Source organism: Hymenobacter aerilatus, from assembly GCF_022921095.1.
Lineage (GTDB): Bacteria > Bacteroidota > Bacteroidia > Cytophagales > Hymenobacteraceae > Hymenobacter > Hymenobacter aerilatus.
In genome coordinates this window covers 3,482,033-3,502,631 of sequence record NZ_CP095053.1, presented here as the reverse complement: position 1 = coordinate 3,502,631, position 20,599 = coordinate 3,482,033, and the positions used below count along the sequence as shown (strand labels likewise).

20 protein-coding genes are annotated in these 20,599 nt (G+C 56.0%); 6 read left to right on the top strand and 14 right to left on the bottom strand.

Going from position 1 to position 20,599, the window contains the following annotated elements:
* Positions 1-14: 14 nt before the first annotated feature.
* The 5 genes from MUN82_RS14670 to MUN82_RS14650 form a co-directional block, all read right to left on the bottom strand.
* Positions 15-572 carry an NADH-quinone oxidoreductase subunit NuoE family protein gene (locus MUN82_RS14670; protein WP_245091607.1) on the bottom strand — a complete coding sequence of 186 codons (558 nt, stop codon included), beginning with the start codon at positions 570-572 and terminating at the stop codon, positions 15-17.
* A 22-nt stretch (positions 573-594) separates the two neighbouring features.
* Positions 595-1,788 carry an NADH dehydrogenase (quinone) subunit D gene (gene nuoD / locus MUN82_RS14665; protein ID WP_245097578.1) on the bottom strand — a complete coding sequence of 398 codons (1,194 nt, stop codon included), beginning with the start codon at positions 1,786-1,788 and terminating at the stop codon, positions 595-597.
* A gap of 152 nt (positions 1,789-1,940) precedes the next feature.
* Positions 1,941-2,510: an NADH-quinone oxidoreductase subunit C gene (locus MUN82_RS14660; protein ID WP_245091605.1), complete on the bottom strand. Its 570-nt coding sequence runs from the start codon at positions 2,508-2,510 to the stop codon at positions 1,941-1,943.
* A 90-nt stretch (positions 2,511-2,600) separates the two neighbouring features.
* Positions 2,601-3,155, bottom strand: coding sequence for an NADH-quinone oxidoreductase subunit B (locus MUN82_RS14655; RefSeq protein ID WP_216859179.1), 555 nt, complete (start codon positions 3,153-3,155; stop codon positions 2,601-2,603).
* A 53-nt stretch (positions 3,156-3,208) separates the two neighbouring features.
* Entirely contained in the window at positions 3,209-3,625 is a 417-nt protein-coding gene (locus MUN82_RS14650; protein ID WP_245097577.1) for an NADH-quinone oxidoreductase subunit A, read from the bottom strand.
* A gap of 134 nt (positions 3,626-3,759) precedes the next feature.
* Here MUN82_RS14650 and MUN82_RS14645 point away from each other — a divergent pair, with 134 nt between their 5' ends.
* Positions 3,760-4,380, top strand: a complete 621-nt coding sequence (locus MUN82_RS14645) for a Uma2 family endonuclease (protein WP_245091603.1) — start codon at positions 3,760-3,762, stop codon at positions 4,378-4,380.
* Positions 4,381-4,446: 66 nt separating this feature from the next.
* On the opposite strand, the gene pruA is transcribed toward MUN82_RS14645, so the two are convergent.
* From pruA to MUN82_RS14625, 4 genes are all read right to left on the bottom strand, one after another.
* Positions 4,447-6,111, bottom strand: coding sequence for an L-glutamate gamma-semialdehyde dehydrogenase (gene pruA, locus MUN82_RS14640; RefSeq protein WP_245091601.1), 1,665 nt, complete (start codon positions 6,109-6,111; stop codon positions 4,447-4,449).
* Between the two features lie 192 nt (positions 6,112-6,303).
* Positions 6,304-6,999 (bottom strand): YjjG family noncanonical pyrimidine nucleotidase, encoded by a 696-nt coding sequence (locus MUN82_RS14635; RefSeq protein ID WP_245091599.1) that lies wholly within the window; start codon positions 6,997-6,999, stop codon positions 6,304-6,306.
* Between the two features lie 52 nt (positions 7,000-7,051).
* Positions 7,052-7,399, bottom strand: coding sequence for a (2Fe-2S) ferredoxin domain-containing protein (locus MUN82_RS14630; RefSeq protein WP_245091597.1), 348 nt, complete (start codon positions 7,397-7,399; stop codon positions 7,052-7,054).
* A gap of 89 nt (positions 7,400-7,488) precedes the next feature.
* Positions 7,489-7,887, bottom strand: a complete 399-nt coding sequence (locus MUN82_RS14625) for an ArsR/SmtB family transcription factor (RefSeq protein WP_219157732.1) — start codon at positions 7,885-7,887, stop codon at positions 7,489-7,491.
* Between the two features lie 108 nt (positions 7,888-7,995).
* Between MUN82_RS14625 and MUN82_RS14620 the strand changes: the two genes are divergently transcribed.
* The 3 genes from MUN82_RS14620 (at position 7,996) to MUN82_RS14610 (ending at position 11,860) form a co-directional block, all read left to right on the top strand.
* The gene (locus tag MUN82_RS14620) at positions 7,996-8,679 is read left to right on the top strand and encodes a carboxypeptidase-like regulatory domain-containing protein (RefSeq protein WP_245091595.1); all 684 of its coding nucleotides are present in this window, start codon (positions 7,996-7,998) and stop codon (positions 8,677-8,679) included.
* A 220-nt stretch (positions 8,680-8,899) separates the two neighbouring features.
* On the top strand, positions 8,900-10,279 hold the full coding sequence (locus tag MUN82_RS14615; protein ID WP_245091593.1) for an NAD(P)/FAD-dependent oxidoreductase: 1,380 nt from the start codon (positions 8,900-8,902) through the stop codon (positions 10,277-10,279).
* Positions 10,280-10,420: 141 nt separating this feature from the next.
* Positions 10,421-11,860, top strand: coding sequence for a glycoside hydrolase family 30 protein (locus tag MUN82_RS14610; protein WP_245091591.1), 1,440 nt, complete (start codon positions 10,421-10,423; stop codon positions 11,858-11,860).
* Between the two features lie 28 nt (positions 11,861-11,888).
* Here the strand turns inward: MUN82_RS14610 and MUN82_RS14605 are convergent, their stop codons facing one another.
* The 3 genes from MUN82_RS14605 to MUN82_RS14595 all read right to left on the bottom strand — a co-directional run bounded on the left by MUN82_RS14605 (position 11,889) and on the right by MUN82_RS14595 (position 15,455).
* The gene (locus tag MUN82_RS14605) at positions 11,889-12,263 is read right to left on the bottom strand and encodes a PH domain-containing protein (RefSeq protein WP_245091589.1); all 375 of its coding nucleotides are present in this window, start codon (positions 12,261-12,263) and stop codon (positions 11,889-11,891) included.
* 111 nt (positions 12,264-12,374) lie between these two features.
* Positions 12,375-14,735, bottom strand: coding sequence for a M1 family metallopeptidase (locus MUN82_RS14600; RefSeq protein WP_245091587.1), 2,361 nt, complete (start codon positions 14,733-14,735; stop codon positions 12,375-12,377).
* Between the two features lie 114 nt (positions 14,736-14,849).
* Positions 14,850-15,455 carry a HupE/UreJ family protein gene (locus MUN82_RS14595; RefSeq protein WP_245091585.1) on the bottom strand — a complete coding sequence of 202 codons (606 nt, stop codon included), beginning with the start codon at positions 15,453-15,455 and terminating at the stop codon, positions 14,850-14,852.
* Between the two features lie 406 nt (positions 15,456-15,861).
* Here MUN82_RS14595 and MUN82_RS14590 point away from each other — a divergent pair, with 406 nt between their 5' ends.
* Positions 15,862-16,959, top strand: coding sequence for a glycosyltransferase (locus MUN82_RS14590; RefSeq protein ID WP_245091583.1), 1,098 nt, complete (start codon positions 15,862-15,864; stop codon positions 16,957-16,959).
* Positions 16,960-17,389: 430 nt separating this feature from the next.
* Here MUN82_RS14590 and MUN82_RS14585 read toward each other — a convergent pair whose 3' ends face one another.
* A complete protein-coding gene (locus MUN82_RS14585) occupies positions 17,390-18,292 on the bottom strand; it encodes an SDR family oxidoreductase (RefSeq protein ID WP_245091581.1) in 903 nt (300 codons plus the stop codon).
* Between the two features lie 11 nt (positions 18,293-18,303).
* Positions 18,304-19,590 (bottom strand): family 1 glycosylhydrolase, encoded by a 1,287-nt coding sequence (locus MUN82_RS14580; protein WP_245091579.1) that lies wholly within the window; start codon positions 19,588-19,590, stop codon positions 18,304-18,306.
* A gap of 444 nt (positions 19,591-20,034) precedes the next feature.
* Between MUN82_RS14580 and MUN82_RS14575 the strand changes: the two genes are divergently transcribed.
* The gene (locus MUN82_RS14575; protein WP_245091577.1) at positions 20,035-20,598 is read left to right on the top strand and encodes a hypothetical protein; all 564 of its coding nucleotides are present in this window, start codon (positions 20,035-20,037) and stop codon (positions 20,596-20,598) included.
* Position 20,599 lies beyond the last annotated feature (1 nt).

Genomic DNA, 20,599 nt, shown 5'->3' with positions numbered 1-20,599 from the left:
ATTTTCCTGCCCGATTAATTCTGCGCCAGTGCTTCCCAAGGAAGGATGGGGCGATGCACCATATTGCGCAGCTCCGTGAGCATAGCGTCCACGTTTTCGGGCGTGTCGAGTTGCTCGTAATATTTCTCGCGGACTTGTACAATGGGGGCAAAGCCGCAGGCGGCCAGACATTCCACTTCTTTCAAGGTGAATAAGCCATCGGGCGAGGTCTCGCCGCCTACCTTGGCGCCGGTCAGGCGCTCCAAGTGAGCAGTCAGCTCATCGGAACCACGCAGCATGCAGGGACCCGTGCGGCAAATTTCGAGCACGTGCTTCCCTACTGGCTTTAGGTTGAACATAGTGTAAAACGTGGCTACCTCATACACCTCGATAGGCTTGAGGTCCAGCGTTTCGGCCACCAGTGTTTGTACCTCGGGGCTTACCCAACCGCCAAACTCAGCCTGGGCAATGTGCAATACCGGGAGTAGTGCCGATTTCTTGCGGTCCTCGGGGTAATGCGTGATGATGCGCTTGATTTCGTCCTGAGCAGCCGCCGAAAACTGAGGCTTGGCAGGGGCGTTCGTAGGTTCCATATCAGTCAGATTCAACGGCATACTAGGCGTCTAGCTCGCCGGCAATTACGTTCATCGACGACAGCGTGAGGATGGCGTCGGAGAGCGACTGGCCCACCACCATTTCGGGATAAGCCTGGTAATAAATGAAGCAAGGGCGCCGGAAGTGCAGGCGGTACGGCGTGCGGCCCCCATCCGAAATCAGATAGAAACCCAACTCCCCATTGCCACCCTCCACGGAGTGATACACTTCACCCACAGGCGCTTCAATCTCACCCATGATGATCTTGAAGTGATAGATGAGCGCCTCCATGTTTTTATAGACAGCCTGTTTGGGAGGCAAGTAGTAGTGCGGTGCGTCGGCGTGGAAGGGACCCTCAGGTAGGTTTTCCAAGGCTTGCTCGATAATGCGCAGGCTCTGCCAGATTTCGGCATTGCGCACTAGGTAGCGGTCATAGGTGTCGCCCTTGGTTCCTACCGGAATTTCAAAATCAAAATCGTCGTAGGAAGAGTAAGGGTTCATTACCCGCACATCGTAGTCGACGCCGGTAGCGCGCAGGTTGGGACCGGTAAAGCCGTAATTTAACGCTTTTTCCGCCGTGATGCCGCCCACATCAATGGTACGGTCCATGAAAATGCGGTTGCGGTTGAACAGCTTTTCGAACTCGCGCATCACATCGGGGAAGCGCTTCAGCCACGTGCGCAGCTTCTGAATGGCTACATCGGAGAAGTCGCGCTCCATGCCGCCTACCCGACCCATGTTGGTGGTCAGGCGCGAGCCGCAGACTTCCTCGTAAATTTCGTAGATGTTTTCGCGCTCCTCGAATACATAAAGGAAACCGGTGAATGCACCCGTATCCACCCCCAGAATGCCATTGCACACTAAGTGGTCGGCAATGCGGGCCAGCTCCATCATGATCACGCGCATGTATTGGGCGCGCTTGGGTACCGTCACACCCAATAGCTTCTCTACCGTCATGTGCCAGCCCATGTTGTTGATGGGCGACGAGCAGTAGTTCATACGGTCCGTTAGGGGCGTAATCTGATAGAACGGCCGACGCTCGGCAATTTTCTCAAATGCCCGGTGAATGTAGCCGATGGTAGGCACACCCGATACAATCCGCTCTCCATCCATTTGCAGGATGTTCTGAAAAATACCGTGCGTAGCCGGGTGTGTTGGCCCTAGGTTTAGGGTCGTCAGCTCCTGGCTGAAGTCATTTAGCATCGGCACGTTCATACCAAAATTCTGGTCACGTGCCTCTTCTATAATCTTATGTGTGCCGTCGAGCGTGTCGTTTACTGCCATTGTTACCTCACCCCCCGGCCCCCTCTCCTTGGGGAGAGGGGGAGCCAGACGGGGCCATTATAGGGTGGGGGAATACTTATGAGTTAGCGACCAAAGAACAGGTCAGTTTTGTCTTCTCGGGTACCATCCTCCAGCGGGTATTCGCGCCGCATAGGGTGGTAGTCCATATCCTCCACATTCAAAATGCGGATAAGGTTCGGATGCCCCTGGAAGATAATGCCGTAGAAATCGTACGCCTCCCGCTCCATCCAATTGGCTGTAGCATATACATCGGTAAGGGTAGGCACCACGGGATCAGCAATAGGAAAGAAGATTTTCAGCCGCAGTCGCACGTTGTTCACTAGGCTGTGCAGGTGATACACCATGCTGAGCTCCTTGCCTTCGCTCTCAGGAAAGTGCACGCCACACATAGTAGTCAGAAAATGCATCTTCAAATCCTGCTCGCCAGCCAGCGTCTGAATAATCTCGTGAATCCGCTCGCGGGTGGTAGTAGCCGTCAGCAACCCATACGGCTCCTCCACATCAGTGAAGGTCTCAGCGCCGAAGAGTTCTTGCAGGCGCGCAAGAATCTTTGCGTTAGTGAGCTTGTTGGGGTCTTCCTGCGCAACGGCAGTGGCTTGAGCAGCGGCAGATTCTTCAATGGGGTCAGCCATAGTGTAGCTGTTAGCTATTGGCTGTTCGCTACTACCCTTTTCGCCGCGACCTCCGGAAAGGCTAACAGCGAACGGCCAGTAGCGAACAGTTTATTTAATATTATACGATGCCAGCAGCGCCTGATACTCGGGCGAGTTGCGGCGGCGCAGCGACTCATTCTTGGCTAGATCCTGCACGCGCATCAGGCCGTCGAGCACTTGCTCTGGGCGAGGTGGGCAGCCGGGTACATACACGTCAACCGGAATGATACGGTCGATGCCCTGCAGCACAGAGTAAGTATCAAAAATGCCGCCCGATGATGCGCAGGCGCCCATGGCCAGCACCCAACGAGGCTCGGCCATCTGCTCATACACCTGCTTCACAATAGGGGCCATCTTTTTGGCAATGGTGCCCATCACCATCAGCAAATCGGCCTGGCGTGGCGAAAAGCTGGGCCGCTCGGAGCCGAAGCGGGAAATATCGTAGTGGGCGCCCATGGTAGCCATAAACTCGATGCCGCAGCAGGAGGTAGCAAAGGGGAGGGGCCACAGGGAATTAGCGCGGGCAATGCCCACTACCTTTTCCAGGGAAGTAGCAAAGAAACCAGCGCCTTCAATGCCTTCAGGAGCCGGAACGGTTTTGATTTCGGGAACTCTAGTATCCATGCGTGAAAGTCAGTTCGTGAGGGAGATATACCCAAAAAGCCAACACCAACGGCTTATTTATAGTTTGGCTGTGCCGTAGGGATTTCGCTCCATTTCAGGATGCCTTTCCGAATCACGTAGGCGAAGCCTGCCATCACCAAAGCCAGGTACACTACCATCTCAATGAAACCGAAGGTTCCCAGCTTGCGGAAGTTCACAGCCCAGGGGTACATGAAAATAACTTCCACGTCGAACAGCACAAACAGAATGGCCGTGAGGAAGTACTTCACCGAAATAGGCGTGCGGGCGTTTCCTACCGATTCAATGCCACATTCCCAGGAGGCGTCTTTCACCTTGCTGTGGCGTTTAGGACCTACCAGGTGCGATACTACCATGGCAAAGGCTACGAAGGCAATAGCCAGGATAAACTGAACCAGCATCGGCAAATAGTCGACCGGCTGGTAGTTGATGGTGTTTACAGCGAGAAGCATAGTCATGGACTAAAAAGTAGACCCTGCAAAAGGGCAGTAGGTAGCAAAGGTAGGGTTTCGGTAGTTTGGAACAAAGATGAATAGGACGAGGGTGGAAAGGGGTATATTTGGAAGTATTACCACACGCTATTTTGATGGAACAGCAGCAATCCGCCTCGCGTTTTTATTCAGTGGAAGAATATCTCGCATTGGAGGAGCAATCAGAAATGCGCCATGAGTATTACCGCGGAGAGGTGTTTGCGATGGCAGGAGGCACAGCCAATCATAACGAATTGGTATTAAACCTAGTGATGTTGTTACGGGCAGGTGCACAACCACGCGGCTGCCGAGTGTTTGCTGAAAGCGTGCAGTTGGCAGTGTCGCAAGGACTGTACTATACGTATCCCGATGTGATGGTGACCTGTCATCCCGGCGATATAGCTGCCGAACGGCAAATGCACCACCCATTGCTGCTGGCGGAGGTTCTGTCGCCTTCTACTGCCGAGCGTGACCGAATCTGGAAGATGCTGCGGTACCAGCGGCTCGATTCGTTGCGGCACTACTTGCTGATTTCGCAGGAGTATCAGGCTGTAGAGTGGTACCAACGCGCTTCCGCAGAGGCTCTCTGGACGCATCGGGTACTCATTCACGATGAATTTCTGGAGTTACTTGAATTGGCACTACGTATCAGGGTAGGTGATATTTACGGATCACTTAACATTCAGCTTTCCACCACGGATAAGCCTCTTCCGGGAGAAGGGTTTGAAAAAGAGTAACATAAAAAAGCCGCTTCAGGATACTGAAGCGGCTTTTTTATGAAGGCCTAAAGACAGAAGCTTTTTCTACAGACCCTTGTCGCGGTTCAGATCCTCTTGCGGCTCCGAGCCCAGGAAAGGGTAACGGTAATCCGTCACGGGTACGAAGGTTTCCTTGATGGCGCGCGGCGACACCCAGCGCAGCAGGTTCAGGATAGAGCCGGCTTTGTCGTTGGTACCGCTAGCGCGGGCACCGCCGAAGGGTTGCTGGCCTACCACGGCGCCGGTGGGCTTATCGTTGATGTAGAAGTTGCCGGCGGCATTCACCAGCTTCTTCGAGGCCAGGTCGATGGCGTAGCGGTCCTGCGAGAAGATGGCGCCGGTGAGAGCGTAAGGTGAGGTAGAGTCCACCAGTTCCAGCGTCTGCTCGAATTGGTCGGCGTCGTAGACGTATACCGTCACTACCGGGCCAAACAGCTCGGTGCGCATGGTTACGTACTGCGGGTCTTTGGTCACGATGACGGTAGGCTCCACAAAGTAGCCCTTCGACTTGTCGTAGCCGCCACCAGCCACAATTTCGGCGTCGGCATCGGCCTTGGCACCGTCGATGTATTTGGCGAGCTTATCAAACGACACCTCGCTGATAACGGCGTTGATGAAGTTGGAGAAGTCTTCCACATCACCCATTTTAAACGAAGCCAGGTCTTCCTTCACATAACCCAGGATTTCGTCGGCCAAGTTGGAGGGTAGGTACACCCGCGACGCGGCCGAGCACTTCTGCCCCTGATACTCAAACGCCCCACGCGTAATGGCCGTGGCTACGGCTTTGGCATGGGCCGATGGGTGTGCCACAATGAAGTCCTTGCCACCGGTTTCGCCCACAATGCGCGGGAAGCTGCGGTACTTCGGAATGTTCTCACCAATGGTTTTCCAGATGGTCTGGAACACACCCGTGGAACCGGTGAAGTGAATACCGGCAAAGTCGCGGTGATTGAAAATGACGTTGCCGGCCACGGGACCGTCCACATAAATCAGGTTGATAACGCCATCGGGCACACCGGCTTCCTTGAACAGCTCCATCAGCACCTGCGCCGAGTAGATTTGCGTGTAAGCTGGTTTCCACACCACCACGTTGCCCATCATGGCTGCCGAGGTAGGAAGGTTACCGGCAATAGAAGTGAAGTTGAACGGCGTGAGGGCAAACACGAAGCCTTCCAGCGAGCGGTGCTCCAAGCGGTTCCACATACCCGGCGCCGACTCCGGCTGCTGCCGGTATAGCTCCTGCATGTAGTGCACGTTGAAGCGGAAAAAGTCGATCAGCTCACAAGCGGCGTCAATTTCAGCTTGAAACGCATTCTTGCTTTGGCCCAGCATAGTAGCCGCGTTGATACGCGCCCGGTAGGGGCCAGCCAGCAAATCGGAGGCTTTCAGGAAAATGGCGGCACGCTGCTCCCAGGGTAGGGCAGCCCACTGCTCGCGGGCAGCCAAGGCGGCGTCAATGGCCTGCTGCACGTGCGAAGCGTCGCCCTCGTGGAAAAAGCCCAACGTGTGCTGGTGGTCGTGAGGCGGGTTGATGGGTAGGGTTTTCCCCGTACGAACTTCTTGACCGCCAATGTGCATCGGAATGTCGCGCTCCTGTTGCTTCAGCTCCTTCAGCATCTTCAGTAGCTCGATGCGCTCGGGCGAGTTAGGCGCGTAGCCCTTCACAGGCTCATTGATGGGGGTAGGAACGTTGAAAAAGGCGTTGGCCATAGCGGGTGATTTTTCGATAATGTTTTTCGGTTTTTGGCCGAGGTAGGCTAGGGCAAAGGTAGCTAAAACCAAAACCGTCTGTCATTCTGAGCAGCGTGAAGGACCTGGTACCGGTTAAACGAGTCGTTAGTACGCGTGTCGTTCGGATGTGAAGGTCCCTCGCTGCGCTCAGGATGACACACAGTTCTGGTTTTACAAAATCTCCTTCAACTCACTCAAACACGCAATTTCATACGTCGTCTGCGCGAAGTGGCGGCGCTTTGCAGGGTTGAAATACACTTGGTCGAGGCCGGCGTTGGCGGCGCCCAGCACGTCGCATTCCAGGTTGTCGCCAATCATGAGGCTGTCGGCGGCGGTAGTGCCGGCGCGGTCCAGGGCGTGCTGGTACATACGGCCATCGGGCTTCAAGCAGCCGCTGCACTCGGAGGTGACAATTTCCCGAAAATAATCCGTCAGGTGGGCTGCATTCAGCTTTACGTACTGTATTTCCCGGAAACCGTTGGTGAGCAGGTGCAGTGTGTAGCCCTTGGCTTGCAGGTAGTTCAGCACCTCAAAAGTATAGGGGAAGACGGCCGTTTTGTGGGGTAGGAGAGAGGTGTATTGGTCCGAAATATCAGCTGGTACCTCAGCCTCGGGCACGCCCAGCTTGGTGAGCGTGCGCGCAAAACGGGTGGTGCGCAGTTGCTGCTGCGTGATCTTATTGCCCTGGTACATACGCCACAGTGCGTGGTTCACCTCGCTGTAATACGCCATAAACTGCTCTACCGTGAAGCCGTAGCGCGCCAGCCGATGGTCGTCGTACTGAAACCGAAGCACCTCTTCGGAATTTGTTTCGAAATCCCAAAGCGTGTGGTCGAGGTCGAAAAACAGGTGGCGATACGTTTTCAAGTGGGGTAGGCAATTAAAATTGAATAGCAGAGAGGACGCGTACAAGAGTGAACTACTCCAGCCGCAGGCGTTGCACAGGCCGGCCCTCGCCAAGGTGCTCGGCTACAATATCGGCTACGTCTTTGGGGTGCACGTCGCCGTACCAGATGTTTTCGGGGTAGAACACCACCGCCGCACCGTTGCCTTTCTTGCAGTGCTTGCACACGTCGAGGCAGCCGGTGGTTTGCACGCGGTTTTTTCGCTTTTTACCACCACTAAGCAGTTTCTTGAGGTCCTGCTTTTTCAGCTCTTTTTTAAACGTCTTGGCCACGTCGTCGCCGACGCCGCTTTTCTGGTTGGTGCAAACGAAAATATGGTGGGCGTACACGGGAGTGGTGAGATGGTGAGTAGTGAAGTGCAAACGGTTGGGGCGTCTGATAAGTTGGCGTGATGGAGAAAGAGGTAGAAGTTCACTGCTTCACCATTTCACTACTCACACTTCAGCACTCATTATTTAACCTCTGCTTCGCCTTTCCAGCGGCGGTTTTGCAGCTTATACGCCGCCAACTCCCGGTTCGACCACAGTGTTTGGTAGGTTTCCTGGTCGTTGCGCAGTTGAGCATCGCGTTCCAGGTAGCCCAGGAGCTGCTGCACCACGTCGCCTACCTCATCTTTGATATAGTAAAATACCCAGTTGTCGAGCCGACGAAAGTTGACCATCCCGGCATTTTTCAGATACAATAATTGGCGGGAGGTTTTGGTTTGGGTGAAATCCAGCACCTGTTCTAGGTCAGAAATACACATTTCCTGATTACGCCACAGCAAATGCAGGATGCGAAGTCGACTTTCGTCGCCAAATGCTTTAAAAATGGGTAATCCTAATGCAACGGTGAAGTGTTTTAGGCGCATCTTTTGTTTGAATTGGAAGGAAGGGGGTAAGGAGCGGTACGACAAATTTACGTCAATCCGGGCGCCTACCTTCAATCTGCCGTATACTTGTAGTCTGTAATTCATTATATGTCTGTTTCTTTCTCTTTCCGTACCGCTTTTGCCGGGGTAGCAATGGTGCTGCTCCTGCTATTGTCAGGATCTGCTGCGCAGGCCCAGGGCCAGCGGCGGGTGGTGCAGTTCTCCGGCATCATTGCCACCGGCGACTCGCTGCTGGGCGTGCCGGGTGCGGCCATATTTGTGCCCAAGGCGGGTAGGGGCACCCTCACCAACGAGTACGGCTACTTCTCGCTGCCCGTGCTGGCCGGCGACAGCATCGTGATTCGGGCGCTGGGCTACGGCAACCAATGGGTGGTGATTCCACCCGATTATCCGCGGCAGAGCTACTCCGTAATTATCCAGTTGAAGGAAGATGCTACCGTGCTGCCAGAGGTGCGCATATTCCCATATGCTACCGAGAAGGCATTTAAAGAAGCCTTCCTGGCCCTACGCCTACCCGATGAAAAAGGCTCTTCGGCTGCTGCCAACCTAAGTCCCGAAGTGATGCGCCGGCTATTTACCGCCATGCCTACCTCCAGTATGTCGAACTACCGCCAAACCATGCAGATGCAGCAGTACGACCAGCAGCGCCGGATGGGTATGGGCGCTACGCCGTATACCAACAACCCGCTGCTGAACCCCTTCAGCTGGTTGCAGCTAATCAACCAAGTGAAGAGCGGTGAATTCAAGAAGAAAGCCGGTGAGGATTATTAGGCTTTCGCACGTTAGATAGCCTAAGTAGAACGTCCTTTTTCCGCAGTAGGAGAAAGGGCGTTTTCGTTTAGTTTCTAGTTGAAATACACCGATTTTTTAACCCAAGCATCGTCCAAATGTTAGGAGATGCGTACCAGCGAGTTGATGGCTGGTAGGCGCAGTGTGCGCAACCAAATTTTGCAACGCTGGGCGCGTGCCACGCGCCCCTACGATTTACTGTATGAACACGAATTTGCCTACCTCGTCGCTGCCGCGCGTCGTAATTGTAGGATGTGGTTTTGGAGGACTGCGTTTGGCCAAAGAACTAGCCGACCAGCCCGTGCAGGTGGTGGTAGTAGACCGCAACAACTACCATAATTTTCAGCCGCTGCTCTACCAGGTAGCCACTGGCGCGCTGGAGGCCGACAGCATTGCCTACCCCATCCGGAAGATTTTTGCGGGCCAGCAAAACTTCTTCTACCGCCTGGCCGATGTGCAGCGTGTGGAGCTGGACCGCAATACCATCGTCACCGATATTGGGGAAATCAGCTACGACTACCTAGTGCTGGCTACGGGCTCGGTCACCAATTTCTTTGGCCTCGACACCATCGAGAAAAACGGGATGCAGATCAAAAGCGTGCCGAACGCTCTGAATCTGCGCAGCTTCCTGTTTCAGAACTTCGAGCGTGCCGTACTGGAAGAAAACCCCGAAAAGCGGCAGGCGCTGCTGAACGTGGTGATTGTGGGTGCTGGTCTTACGGGCGTGGAAATTGCCGGCTCGCTGGCCGAAATGCGCAAAGACGTGCTCCCCCAGGACTACCCCGAGCTGGATCTGAAACAGATGGAAATCTACCTCATTGAGGCAGGTGGGGCCGTGCTGGGACCCATGTCGAAGGAAGCGCAGCAGACGGCGCATAAGTACCTGGATGACATGGGTATTCATATTCGATTAAATACTTCGGCCAAGCGGTTTGAGGACGGCAAAGCCTACCTCTCCGATACTGATTTTATCCGGACAGAAAACCTGATTTGGGCAGCGGGCGTGAACGGTGCTGCCCTACCCGGCCTCTCGGAGCACCAAGTGACCCGCAATAAGCGCATCAACGTGGACCATTACAACCTGGTGATGGGCACCACCAACATCTACGCTATCGGCGACGTGGCCAACATGGTGACGGATGCTATGCCCAAGGGCTACCCCATGCTAGCACCAGTGGCCATTCAGCAGGCCGAGCAACTGGCTGCCAACCTAGGCCGCCGCCTGAAAAACGAGTCGCTCCAGCCCTTCGACTACACCAACAAAGGTACCATGGCCATTGTGGGACGCAACCGGGCAGTGGTCGACCTGCCTAAAAACATCCATTTTGGGGGCTTCTTCGGATGGCTGACCTGGCTATTTGTGCACCTGATGACGCTAGTAGGCTTCCGCAACAAGGTCGTGACACTTATTAGCTGGGCCATCAGCTACTTCAGCTCCGATAAGGCGCTACGTCTCATCATTCGGCCTTACAAACGACGCGATTACAAAAAGCACAGCGGCCAATCGGCGGCTGAGCACCTCAATGCCACGCCACAATACAATCCTACCCCGCCCGCCTTGCAGGCACCGATAGCCAAATAGCGACACCAGGATAAGCTCCGTGGCACACAGTATAGCCACGGAGCTTTTTTACTGGATGGAATCGTAAAATCATTATCTAGCAAACTACTGTGCGCACAAAGCGCCAAGTCATTGGTATACGGCTCTGTTCTTTATTCTTGTATGCAGCTTCACTTCCAGAAGATATGGCAACTGGTAGCGCTGAGCGCGGCCTTGCTGATGAGCGCCACCAGTTGCCAGCAGTCTTTTACTACCAGCATCGGCAGCGGCGCTAGTGTAGTGCAGTGGGTCACCACGCCCGATCAAACCAAGCTGTTTCAGCGCCAGCCAACTACGCTGGAGTTTGTAGCTGGCACTGAGGCTAGTGCTTCTGTAATTGAGATTGACGACAGCCAGCAATTTCAGACCATCGACGGCTTTGGCTACTGCCTTACGGGGGGTAGCGCTACCCTGCTGCTGCAGATGGGCCAGGCCGAGCGAACAGCTTTGCTGAAAGAGTTATTTGACCCAAAAGCCGCGGGCAGCATTGGGGTGAGCTACTTGCGCGTGAGCATCGGCGCATCAGACCTCGACCCGGTGGTGTTCAGCTACGATGACATGCCGGAAGGTCAGACTGACCCGCAACTCACCAAGTTCAGTCTCGACCCTGACCGTAAGGAGTTGATTCCGGCGCTGAAAGAGATTCTGGCCATCAACCCCAACATCAAAATCCTGGGCTCCCCCTGGTCGCCGCCTACCTGGATGAAGACCAATGGTAACAGCAAAGGCGGCTCCCTAAAACCAGCGTTCTACAATGCCTACGCGCAGTATTTTGTGAAGTACGTGCAGGACATGAAGGCCGAAGGAATTCGTATAGATGCCATTACGGTGCAGAATGAGCCCTTGCACCCCGGCAACAACCCCAGCCTGCTGATGCTGGCCGAGCAACAGGCTGAGTTCATCAAGAACAGCCTGGGGCCGGCTTTCATAGCCGCGAAAATCGACACGAAAATCATTGTGTATGACCACAACGCCGACCGCCCCGACTACCCCCTCGCCATCCTCAACGACCCCGAGGCGCGCAAGTACGTCGATGGGTCGGCTTTTCATCTCTATGCGGGTCCCATAGAGGCGCTATCGAAGGTGCACGAGGCCTACCCCGATAAGAACATCTACTTCACTGAGCAGTGGGTAGGGGCGAAGTCGAAGTTCGAGGATAACCTAGGCTGGCACATGAAAACGCTGATGATTGGCGCTACCCGCAATTGGGCCAAAACGGTGCTGGAATGGAACTTGGCGGCCGACCCTCAGCAGAACCCTCACACGCCGGGCGGCTGCACCGAGTGCCTGGGTGCCCTCACGCTCGATGGCAACCAGGTGCAGCGCAATGTGGCCTATTACGTGGTAGCCCATGCAAGCAAGTTTGTGCGGCCGGGCTCGGTGCGTATTGCCTCCACGGCAACAGGCACGCTGCCCAATGTGGCATTCCGCACCCCTGCCGGCCAAATTGTAGTACTGGTACAAAATGACCAGAAAACGCCGCAGACGTTCAGTATTCGCTACAAAGGCAAACTTGTAAGTCTTACCCTGGAGGCAGGGGCGGCGGGCACGTACGTGTGGTGAGGTTGCCTAGGCAGCGCGGTGTCGTCCGCTACAGTGCGTAGTCGGCCAGGGCGCGGTAGATGTCGTACACGCTCTTGTCGTTACGGAAGGTTTTGCGGATAGGCTCAACTTGCCCGCGCACCCAGATATTCAGTTCCGACTCGAGGTCGAAATGCCCCACCGTTTCCATCGAGAATCGCTCGATGCTGCGGTAGGGCACGCTCAGAAACTCTTGTTTCTTGCCCGTCATGCCCTGCTTGTCTACCAGAAGCAAACGCTTGTTGGTGAAGATAATCTGGTCGCGAATGACGGCATAGGCATGCTCAATCCGCTCGCCGGAAGCCAGGATGCGGTTGAGTTGCTGCTGTAGTTCCTGCGCGTCTTTTTCGGAAGCGTTGCCGAGGAGGCCGTCGAGTAGTCCCATGAGAGATTATTTAGTAGTATGCTACGGGGGGCAGCGTTTTCGATATTTTAAGATACGAAAAGAGCCGGACGCAGGGGCCCGGCTCTCTGTGGTACGTGAAAATGGTACAGATTAGTTCGTGCCGCCGGCGCTGGTGTTCGTTGGCTTGTCTTCCTTCTGCTGCATCGATACTTGCTGTTGCATAGGGTTCTGCTGCTGGCGCTGCTGGTACTCAAACAGCTCGAAGCGTGAGGGTGCTACCTGGCGAGGGTAGGCGTTGTTCGAGAGGTCGGTATCGGCGGTTTGCTGGTAGGGGTCCAGCACGAAGGCCGTCACGGGCTTCTCGGTCACAAACACCTTCGTCACGTGCGCGTTGTTCTTGCGCCAGATTTCGGCCGGAATGTTTACGATTTCCTTCTTGCCATCGGCGTAAGTCATTTCCACAATCACAGGCATCACCAGGCCACCAATATTCTTAAGGTCTACCTCGTAGAAGTTGAGGCCCTGGCTGAGGCGCTGCTGCTGCTCGGGCTTCAGCGCCTTCACGTACTGCTGGTAGCGCTGCTTGTCGGCGGCGGTGGTGTTCAGCGGGTCATAGTTGTTGTAGAAGTCCTTCAGCTCGGGCTTCTTGTCCACCAGTGTTTTGGGGATGTCCTGGAGGTTGCGCATGTCCGAAATGCTCTTGGGCGCAGCGTTGATCTGCTGACGCTTCAGAGCATTTTCTACCTCGGGGTTCTTCGAGTCAACGGTGTAGGACTTCACGCCTTCGATGCTGATATCAGTGTGGTCGTTGGTGTAGAACCAGCCGCGCCAGAACCAGTCGAGGTCCACGGCCGAGGCGTCTTCCATGGTGCGGAAGAAGTCGGCAGGCTCGGGGTGCTTATAGGCCCAACGGGTAGCGTACTGCTTGAAGGCGTAATCGAACAACTCACGACCCATCACCGTCTCGCGCAGCACGTTCAGGGCCGTAGCGGGCTTGCCGTAGGCGTTGTTGCCGAGTTGCAGCACCGATTCGGAGTTCGACATAATGGGCGTCTGCACGCTTGGGTCCGACTTCATGTAGTCGACCATGTTGCGCGGCTCACCGCGGCGCGAGGGATAATTACGTTCCCACTCCTGCTCGGTGAGGTACTGGCAAAAGGTGTTCAAGCCCTCGTCCATCCACGTCCACTGGCGCTCGTCGCTGTTCACAATCATCGGGAAGAAGTTGTGGCCCACTTCGTGGATAATCACCGAAATCATCCCGTATTTCCGCTCTGCCGAGTACGTGCCATCAGCCTCGGGCCGGCCACCGTTGAAGCAAAGCATAGGGTATTCCATGCCGCCCACCGGCCCGTGCACCGAAATAGCTACGGGGTACTCGTAAGGAATCGTGAACTTAGAGTAGGTCTTGATGGTATGCGCCACTACCTCCGTGGAGTACTGGCCCCACAGCGGATTTCCCTCCTTGGGGTAGTAGCTCATGCACAGCACGTTCTTGCCGTCCTGTTTGATGCCCATGGCATCCCAGATAAACTTCCGCGACGACGCCCAGGCGAAGTCACGCACGTTTTTGGCGACGTAGGTCCAGGTTTTGGTGCCTTTGGGCTTGCCTTTTTCGGCTTGCTCGGCTTCGGCCTGCGTCACAATCAGCACGGGCTTGCTGGCACCCTGGGCGCTAGCCAAGCGCTGACGTTGCTTGCTGGTCAGTACCTCATTGGGGTTTTGCAGTGTGCCGGTAGAGCCCACAACGTGGTCAGAAGGCGCGGTGATGCTCACGCGATAGTCGCCGAAGGGTAGGGCAAACTCGCCCGCGCCCAGGAACTGCTTGTTCTGCCAGCCCTGAAAGTCCGAGTATACGGCCATACGGGGATAGAACTGCGCAATTTCGTAGAGGTAGTTGCCGTCTTTGGGGAAAAACTCGTAGCCCGAGCGCTGGTTGATTTTCAGCTGGTCGTTGATGTTGTAGTGCCAGGCAATGCTGAACGTCACCGACTGCTTAGGCTTCAAAGGGGTAGGCAGGTCGATGCGCATCATCGTATGATTGATGGTGTGCTTCAGCGCTGTGCCCTTCATCTTCACCGACTCAATCTTGAACCCGCCATCAAAGTCCGACCGCTCGATGTAGTCGAGGGCCTGGAATGGCATGCGCGTCTGCAACTGGCTGGTTTGGGTGGACGTGGTCATGGAGTTTTTGTCCATGATGTTCTGGTCGAGCTGCACCCAGAGGTAGGGCAGCTCGTCGGGCGAGAGGTTGGTATAGGTGATGTCCTCGGAGCCCGTAATGGCCTGCTTCTCGTCGTCCAGCTTCACCCGAATGTTGTAGTCGGCGCGCTGCTGCCAGTAGGCGTGACCGGGGGCACCGCTGGCCGTGCGGTACTCGTTAGGCGTCGGCAACTCGGGGCCAAGCTGGGCAAACTTATCGGTGCCAGAGTTGGTGCTCTGGGCCAGAGCCGGGGCGGTTGCCGTCAGCATCGCTACGCCAGCCGTCAGAAGCAGGTAGTGTTTCAGCATGAAAATCAGGAAGGAAACAAGAAAAAAGGAGGGGAAACAAATATACTCAAAAGCACGCGTAGCTGCGCCCGTAAAGACAAAAGGCAGCTACCGAGCGTTGCACGGCCAAAGCGCCTACCCTATTAGCAGCACAAGGGCAATGCCTAGGGCGGCCCCGCTGGTAATTAGTACCCAATCACGGCGCACGGCGTCGAAGCCGCGCAGCACTAGGAAGCCCAGCAGCAGAATAAGGCCCACAATCAGCAGTTGTCCTACCTCCACGCCCAGGTTGAAGCTGAGCAGCTCCAGCACCGGCTTGCTTTGCTTGCCCAACAGCTCCCGCAGGTAGCTCGAAAACCCCAGCCCGTGAATTAATCCAAAGCTAGCTGCCAGCAGGTTGGGCAGGGTAAGGACCAGCGGCTCGCGCCGGGTAGGGGCACTGATGGGGCGGGTATTGGCCCGGCCAGCTTGCACAATGTTGACGATGCAGGTGATAAGAATCGTCACCGGAATCAGCTTCTCAATCAGCGCTGGGCTGTACTGTACCACGTTCAGGGTAGCTAGGGCCAGCGTGATGCTGTGGCCCACCGTGAAACTCGTGACCAGCGCCACTACCCGCCGCCAGTCGCTGAGTACATACGGCGCACACAAGGCCAGCAGGAACACCAGATGGTCGTAGGCCTGCAGGTTGAAGATGTGGAAAAACCCGAGCTGGAAGTAGGTCTGGAAGACGGACGACATCTGGCAAAGCTAACAAACTAGCGCATATACGGCCGTTGGCATATAGCTGAGCAATGGGATGGGGGCTACAGCCTCCCCAAATCAAAACCTCCTGTAGCTGCCGATGTACTTGCGTATACTCCCTGCGAGTTACACGCAGGCGGAGGGTAGGAGCAAGGATGCTCGTTGACAGCAAGGGTAGAAAGACGCGAAGGAAGGAAAACGCGGGAAATACGTAGGGTAAAATCCCTGTTTACTCGGGTTAAATTACGGGTTTTATGGGTAGTAGTACGCTGCAGCCAAGGCGTATAGCAAGTAGTCGCGAAGCCTGGACGTGCTGTGAAAGCAGTGCAGAAGCAAGCCAGGTTCCGCCTGGCTTATATACAGGTAAGAGAGCGAATTATTGACGTGACGAGACAGAATAACTATGACTTTTGCACCCTTGTTCTTCGGCGCATTCTTCGGATTGTATGTGCTGGTGCTGCTCGTGCTGTTGTGGCCCCGCCCTACCCACCACCTACCAAAGCGCTACCCGCGCGTGAGTATTCTGGTGGCAGCACGCAACGAGGAAGCCTCCATTGAGCGGTGCCTACAGGCACTGGCGGCCCTAAACTACCCCACGGAACTACTGGAAATCCTGATTGGCGACGACGCTTCTACCGACGAAACGCGGGTGGTAGTGCAGCGTTTCGTTGCTGATAAGCCGCAGTTTCGGCTGCTATCCATCCGGCGTCGCCTGGGTACAGCCCGTGGTAAAAGCAACGTGCTGGCCCACCTCTGCCGCGCCGCTACCGCCGACTATTTCCTGATTACCGATGCCGATATGGCCCTTTCGCCCGAATGGGTGCACACCATGCTAGCCGCCACTACCCCGGCCGTGGGCATCGTCACGGGCATTACCACGGCGGGCGGCTCGCTGTTTGGGCGCTTGCAGGGGCTCGACTGGCTGTTCGGACTCAACCTGATTCGCCTACTCACCGATTGGGGAGTGCCCGTAACGGCAGTTGGCAACAATATGCTGGTGCGCCGTGCGGCCTACGAATCCATTGGGGGCTACGAGGCCCTGGCTTTCAGCATCAGCGAAGACCTGCAACTGTTTGAGCGGGTAGTGGCGCAGGGGTGGCAGTTTCGCAATCTGGTGGTGCCCACTGCGCTGGGTATATCGGTGGCGCAACCTACTGTGCGGCACCTGCTCCGCCAACGCAAACGTTGGATGAAGGGCTCCGCGCACCTACCCTGGCAGCTCAGTGTCTTGTTTGGGTCCTACGCTTTGTTTTACACGGTACTTGGCTGGCCGGGCCTGTTGCCGCTTGCTGCCATCGGAAGCATATGGGCTGCGAAGGTGGTTTGCCAGACGCTGTTTCTGACTATCACACTCCGGCAGGCGGGGCACCGCGAGCGGCTGCCGGTGCTGTTGCTCTATGAATTCTACCTGCCACTTATGTCGCTAGCCGTACTGGTCTACACAGTATTGCCGCACCCCATCGAGTGGAAGGAGCGCCGCTACAAATGGGCGGAAGCATAACGTCGATTATTTAGAGGCTGTTTGCGTTAGCTAACGAGGTAGCCGAAACAGTGTAGAGTGTAGAGACGCAACCTTGCGTCTCTACACCGTTCAGTAGTAACGCCAATAGTTTCTTAAAGAAGGGCGATATGCCATAGGCACGCTCCCACCAATTATAAGTGCATGGGAGCGTGCCACAACATGTGGGGGTGGTAACAACGCCCTGCGCCCCAGCCCACGCCCCAGTCCGTCGATACGGATTGCCGTAAGGATAGACTCAATTTAGTGTACGGTGCAAAAAGCCGTGGGTGGCGTCAGAAACACGGATTCCCCCGTCGGGAAAACGCGTATTTTCTTTACGAGGTGATACAGAACCAAAAGGTACGGCAAGTTCCACTGGTGTAGTGATGTTGTAGCCGAAGTAAGTTGCGGTAGGGCACAACATAGTGTCTTAAGCTACTAGGTAAGCCGGTGGATGGGTCGAGCGTACTAGCTGCTCGTCGGCCAGGTAGCGGTGCAATCCGCTTTCCAAGCTGGGCAGCAGCATGCCCTGCTGACTGCCTAGAGCACTAAAATTCGGACGCGTGGCAGCCCACCCAAACGAGGCCGCCGGCTGGGATACTACGCCACCTGAGTCCAAACCTGCAGTTTCGATGGCTAGGCGCGCTAGCTCGGCCCAGGTGCAGGTACCGTCGTTGGCTAAGTGCCAGATGCCACGCTCTTCATCCAGTAGCAAATCCAAAGCAGTGTTCACCAAATCGGGCACGTAGGTAGGGGAAACTACCACATCGGCGGCGGCCGCAAAAGGCTGGCCCAGCCGGGCAGCCGTCAGGGCGTGGTGCACAAAGTTGTGCTCGTCCCAGGCCCCGAAAAAAGCACTGGAGCGTACCACTAACGCCTTGGAGTGATGCGCTAGTACGGCTTGCTCGGCTTGCAGCTTGCTATGCCCATACACGTTGAGGGGGCGAGCGGGGTCGTGTTCGAGGTAAGCACGGCGCTGCTTTCCATCAAAGACCAGATCGGAAGAAAAGGTAAGCAGCGGCACATGCTGGGCAGCGCAGGCCTGCGCTAGCAGGGTAGGGCCCAGCGTGTTTTCTTGGTAGCACTGCCTGCTCTCGGTTTCGGCGGCATCTACCCGCACGTAACCGGCCGCATTCACCACAGCCCAAGGCTCGTACTGCCGCAAAGCTGCCGCAATGGCTTCGGCATCCGTAATATCTAGTTCAGCCCTACCCAAGCTGATAGTGGCCAGCCCCCGAATCCCACAGATCAGGCGGAAAGCGTGGCCCAGCGTGCCGTTGCCACCCGTAATGAGTAGGGGTGGCATCGCCGCTGATATATCAAGGTTGTCCATAGTAGGTGAATTCAAGCAGCTGAATAGAAACGGATGGGGCGCTGCCACCATCCCGGGCTTTGCAAAACGGGGTGGTGGTGGTGGCCGTGCCGGATGAGGTTACGTACCATCTTGAAAAGTGCTGTGGGCCGGGGCTCTCCTCTGCGCACATCAAAAACGCCGCTTTCATACGAAGCCCCATCGTGGGTGAGCAGGTTGTCCCAATCAAAGGCGCCCAGCAGCGACCACACCGTCAGGCCGCGCACGTCCACGCCCGTGCGGCGCAGGTGGTTGGCAGACTCCCAGGCTTGCTGAAGCCAGCGCATCTGCTCTTCGCGGGTGCAACCCAGGTGCAATTCGGTGATGGCCAGCGGGCGACGGTAGCGCGTCCAGGCCTGGCGCAGCAGCTCTTCCAGCCCCGTCATTTCGGCATCGGGTACGCGCACGGCCTCCACATCCACATACGCCGGATGGTTATCGGTAGCCGGTATGACGCCGTGTCCCGGATATTGCTCTACTCGCTCATCCAGAAACCGCTCACTGGTAGCGTAGTAGTTGATGCCCAGAATATCGGGCGGTAGTGGCGACTCCTGAAAAACACTCAGTTCCGCTTCGCTCAGGCCGTGGTGGCGCAGATACGACCACAGCGGATGCGTGGGTGTAACGGTGCCACTAAGCAAATCAAAACTCAGCCAGCGGCGGTGGTTCTCAAACTCGGCTTGCGCGGCCAGGGTAGGGGTGTGGTGTGTTTGGCCCAGGTCTTCGGTCTGCACAAGCTGCGCCGCGGGATTCACCCGTCGGATGGCCTGCATAGCCAGCTTTGTAGCCAACACCTGATGGTAAAGCAGCCGCACAAATACATTGTCGTGGGTGCCGTGCGGGTACCACAACCCGTAGAGGCCACTGAAGCGGGCTGTAGTCAGAGGTTCGTTGACGGGTGTGTAGTAGCGTACCCACGGGTAGCGCTCGGCCACCAAGCCGGCATAATGAGCCAAGCCCGTAGCAAAACCCGGCTGATCGAGGGCGGTATAGCGCGGCCCGCTACCATGATGCACCAGGCCCACAATTGGCTCTATCTCCAGTTGTTGCAGCCGCGTGAGGCGCTCGTCGGGCCAGCGCCAATCAAGTTGGTCCAGGCTGGTAGGCGCCACATGCTCCCACAAAACCGGGTAGCGCAAGGTGCGCAAACCCAACTCCGCAAACCGGTCCAGATCCGAAATCCGGTTGCGGTGGCCGCTACGCGTAAGCTGATCGGAGTACGCGTCGCCCACTCGTCGGCAGGTGCACTCCACACCACCCCAGATGTCTATGTTTTCCATGTAGTCAGCTTATCGTTGGCAATCGGCCATGCGCCGTCAGCATAATCCAGCCTGCTTCTGTGATGTGCTAGTGGCGTTTCAGAACGATAGAGCAGTTGGGCTAACGGGCTGAAACAGCTGGGCATAGGAAGCGCAACAACACAGGGTAGGGCTACTTCCATTCCCCTGTTCTACTCCCCGCATTAGCCGAAAGTTGCTACGGCTGGGCTTGCCGCAACCCAAGTAACCCACTACTTATGAGCGCTACAGTTGTGCTTCTGTGAGGTAAGGAGCAGGACGATCCAAGCGATACGGGCAGGTAGTACAACGTCCCATTGATTAGGCTACTCTTGGACTTTTACGTGGAAAAAGTAGCCTCCTATCTTTAAAATAGCCTAACTGTGTTTTTTCTGCGCTAAAGTTGTAGTAGGTTGCTTGGCTTTATTTCCTACTAAACTCTACCTCATGAAGTTACAGCTACCCCTTATTGCTTTTTGGCTATTGAGCGCCAGTGCGGCTTACGCCCAAACGGAGACCCTACCCCCCATCGAAAAGCCAGCCGCACCAGCCTCTGAAGAACTGCCTCTGTCCGGTCGTCCCTTCAACGATGTGATTCCCGCTGCCGATGGTCCGATGGCTGCCGCCGAAGATACCGTGCATGCCCTCACTACCCTATACTCGCGCCGACGGGTAGGCGGCATCAGTTGGATTACCGGGAGTACCCTGGGCGGCATCCGGGTGCTGACGGCTGCCAGTCAGAAAAAGACAGTTTCTGGCTCCTATGGCACGGCGGTGGTAAACGATGGGGCTAGTACAGGTGGTATAGCGGCTGGCATAGGCATCATGTTGCTGTTTGATGCCTATGGTGCGAGCAAGCTGGCCCGTTTTAGCGCTGCGAAGCAAGCGGCTCTTATTGCAGATGTGCGGGCTGGCAAGCCGCTACCCGCAAATGTGCGTCACCGCCTTAAGCCGCGATTTTTTAAGCAGGTTCTGGTGCCCTATAAAGCTGTTAAATACAAAGCTGCTTAGC

Coding starts and splice junctions, on each gene's coding strand:
- MUN82_RS14670 (WP_245091607.1), bottom strand. CDS start 572: ATGGAACCTACGAACGCCCCTGCCAAGCCTCAGTTTTCGGCGGCTGCT.
- nuoD (WP_245097578.1), bottom strand. CDS start 1,788: ATGAACGTGCCGATGCTAAATGACTTCAGCCAGGAGCTGACGACCCTA.
- MUN82_RS14660 (WP_245091605.1), bottom strand. CDS start 2,510: ATGGCTGACCCCATTGAAGAATCTGCCGCTGCTCAAGCCACTGCCGTT.
- MUN82_RS14655 (WP_216859179.1), bottom strand. CDS start 3,155: ATGGATACTAGAGTTCCCGAAATCAAAACCGTTCCGGCTCCTGAAGGC.
- MUN82_RS14650 (WP_245097577.1), bottom strand. CDS start 3,625: ATGCTTCTCGCTGTAAACACCATCAACTACCAGCCGGTCGACTATTTG.
- MUN82_RS14645 (WP_245091603.1), top strand. CDS start 3,760: ATGGAACAGCAGCAATCCGCCTCGCGTTTTTATTCAGTGGAAGAATAT.
- pruA (WP_245091601.1), bottom strand. CDS start 6,111: ATGGCCAACGCCTTTTTCAACGTTCCTACCCCCATCAATGAGCCTGTG.
- MUN82_RS14625 (WP_219157732.1), bottom strand. CDS start 7,887: ATGCGCCTAAAACACTTCACCGTTGCATTAGGATTACCCATTTTTAAA.
- MUN82_RS14620 (WP_245091595.1), top strand. CDS start 7,996: ATGTCTGTTTCTTTCTCTTTCCGTACCGCTTTTGCCGGGGTAGCAATG.
- MUN82_RS14615 (WP_245091593.1), top strand. CDS start 8,900: ATGAACACGAATTTGCCTACCTCGTCGCTGCCGCGCGTCGTAATTGTA.
- MUN82_RS14610 (WP_245091591.1), top strand. CDS start 10,421: ATGCAGCTTCACTTCCAGAAGATATGGCAACTGGTAGCGCTGAGCGCG.
- MUN82_RS14605 (WP_245091589.1), bottom strand. CDS start 12,263: ATGGGACTACTCGACGGCCTCCTCGGCAACGCTTCCGAAAAAGACGCG.
- MUN82_RS14600 (WP_245091587.1), bottom strand. CDS start 14,735: ATGCTGAAACACTACCTGCTTCTGACGGCTGGCGTAGCGATGCTGACG.
- MUN82_RS14595 (WP_245091585.1), bottom strand. CDS start 15,455: ATGTCGTCCGTCTTCCAGACCTACTTCCAGCTCGGGTTTTTCCACATC.
- MUN82_RS14590 (WP_245091583.1), top strand. CDS start 15,862: ATGACTTTTGCACCCTTGTTCTTCGGCGCATTCTTCGGATTGTATGTG.
- MUN82_RS14585 (WP_245091581.1), bottom strand. CDS start 18,292: ATGGACAACCTTGATATATCAGCGGCGATGCCACCCCTACTCATTACG.
- MUN82_RS14580 (WP_245091579.1), bottom strand. CDS start 19,590: ATGGAAAACATAGACATCTGGGGTGGTGTGGAGTGCACCTGCCGACGA.
- MUN82_RS14575 (WP_245091577.1), top strand. CDS start 20,035: ATGAAGTTACAGCTACCCCTTATTGCTTTTTGGCTATTGAGCGCCAGT.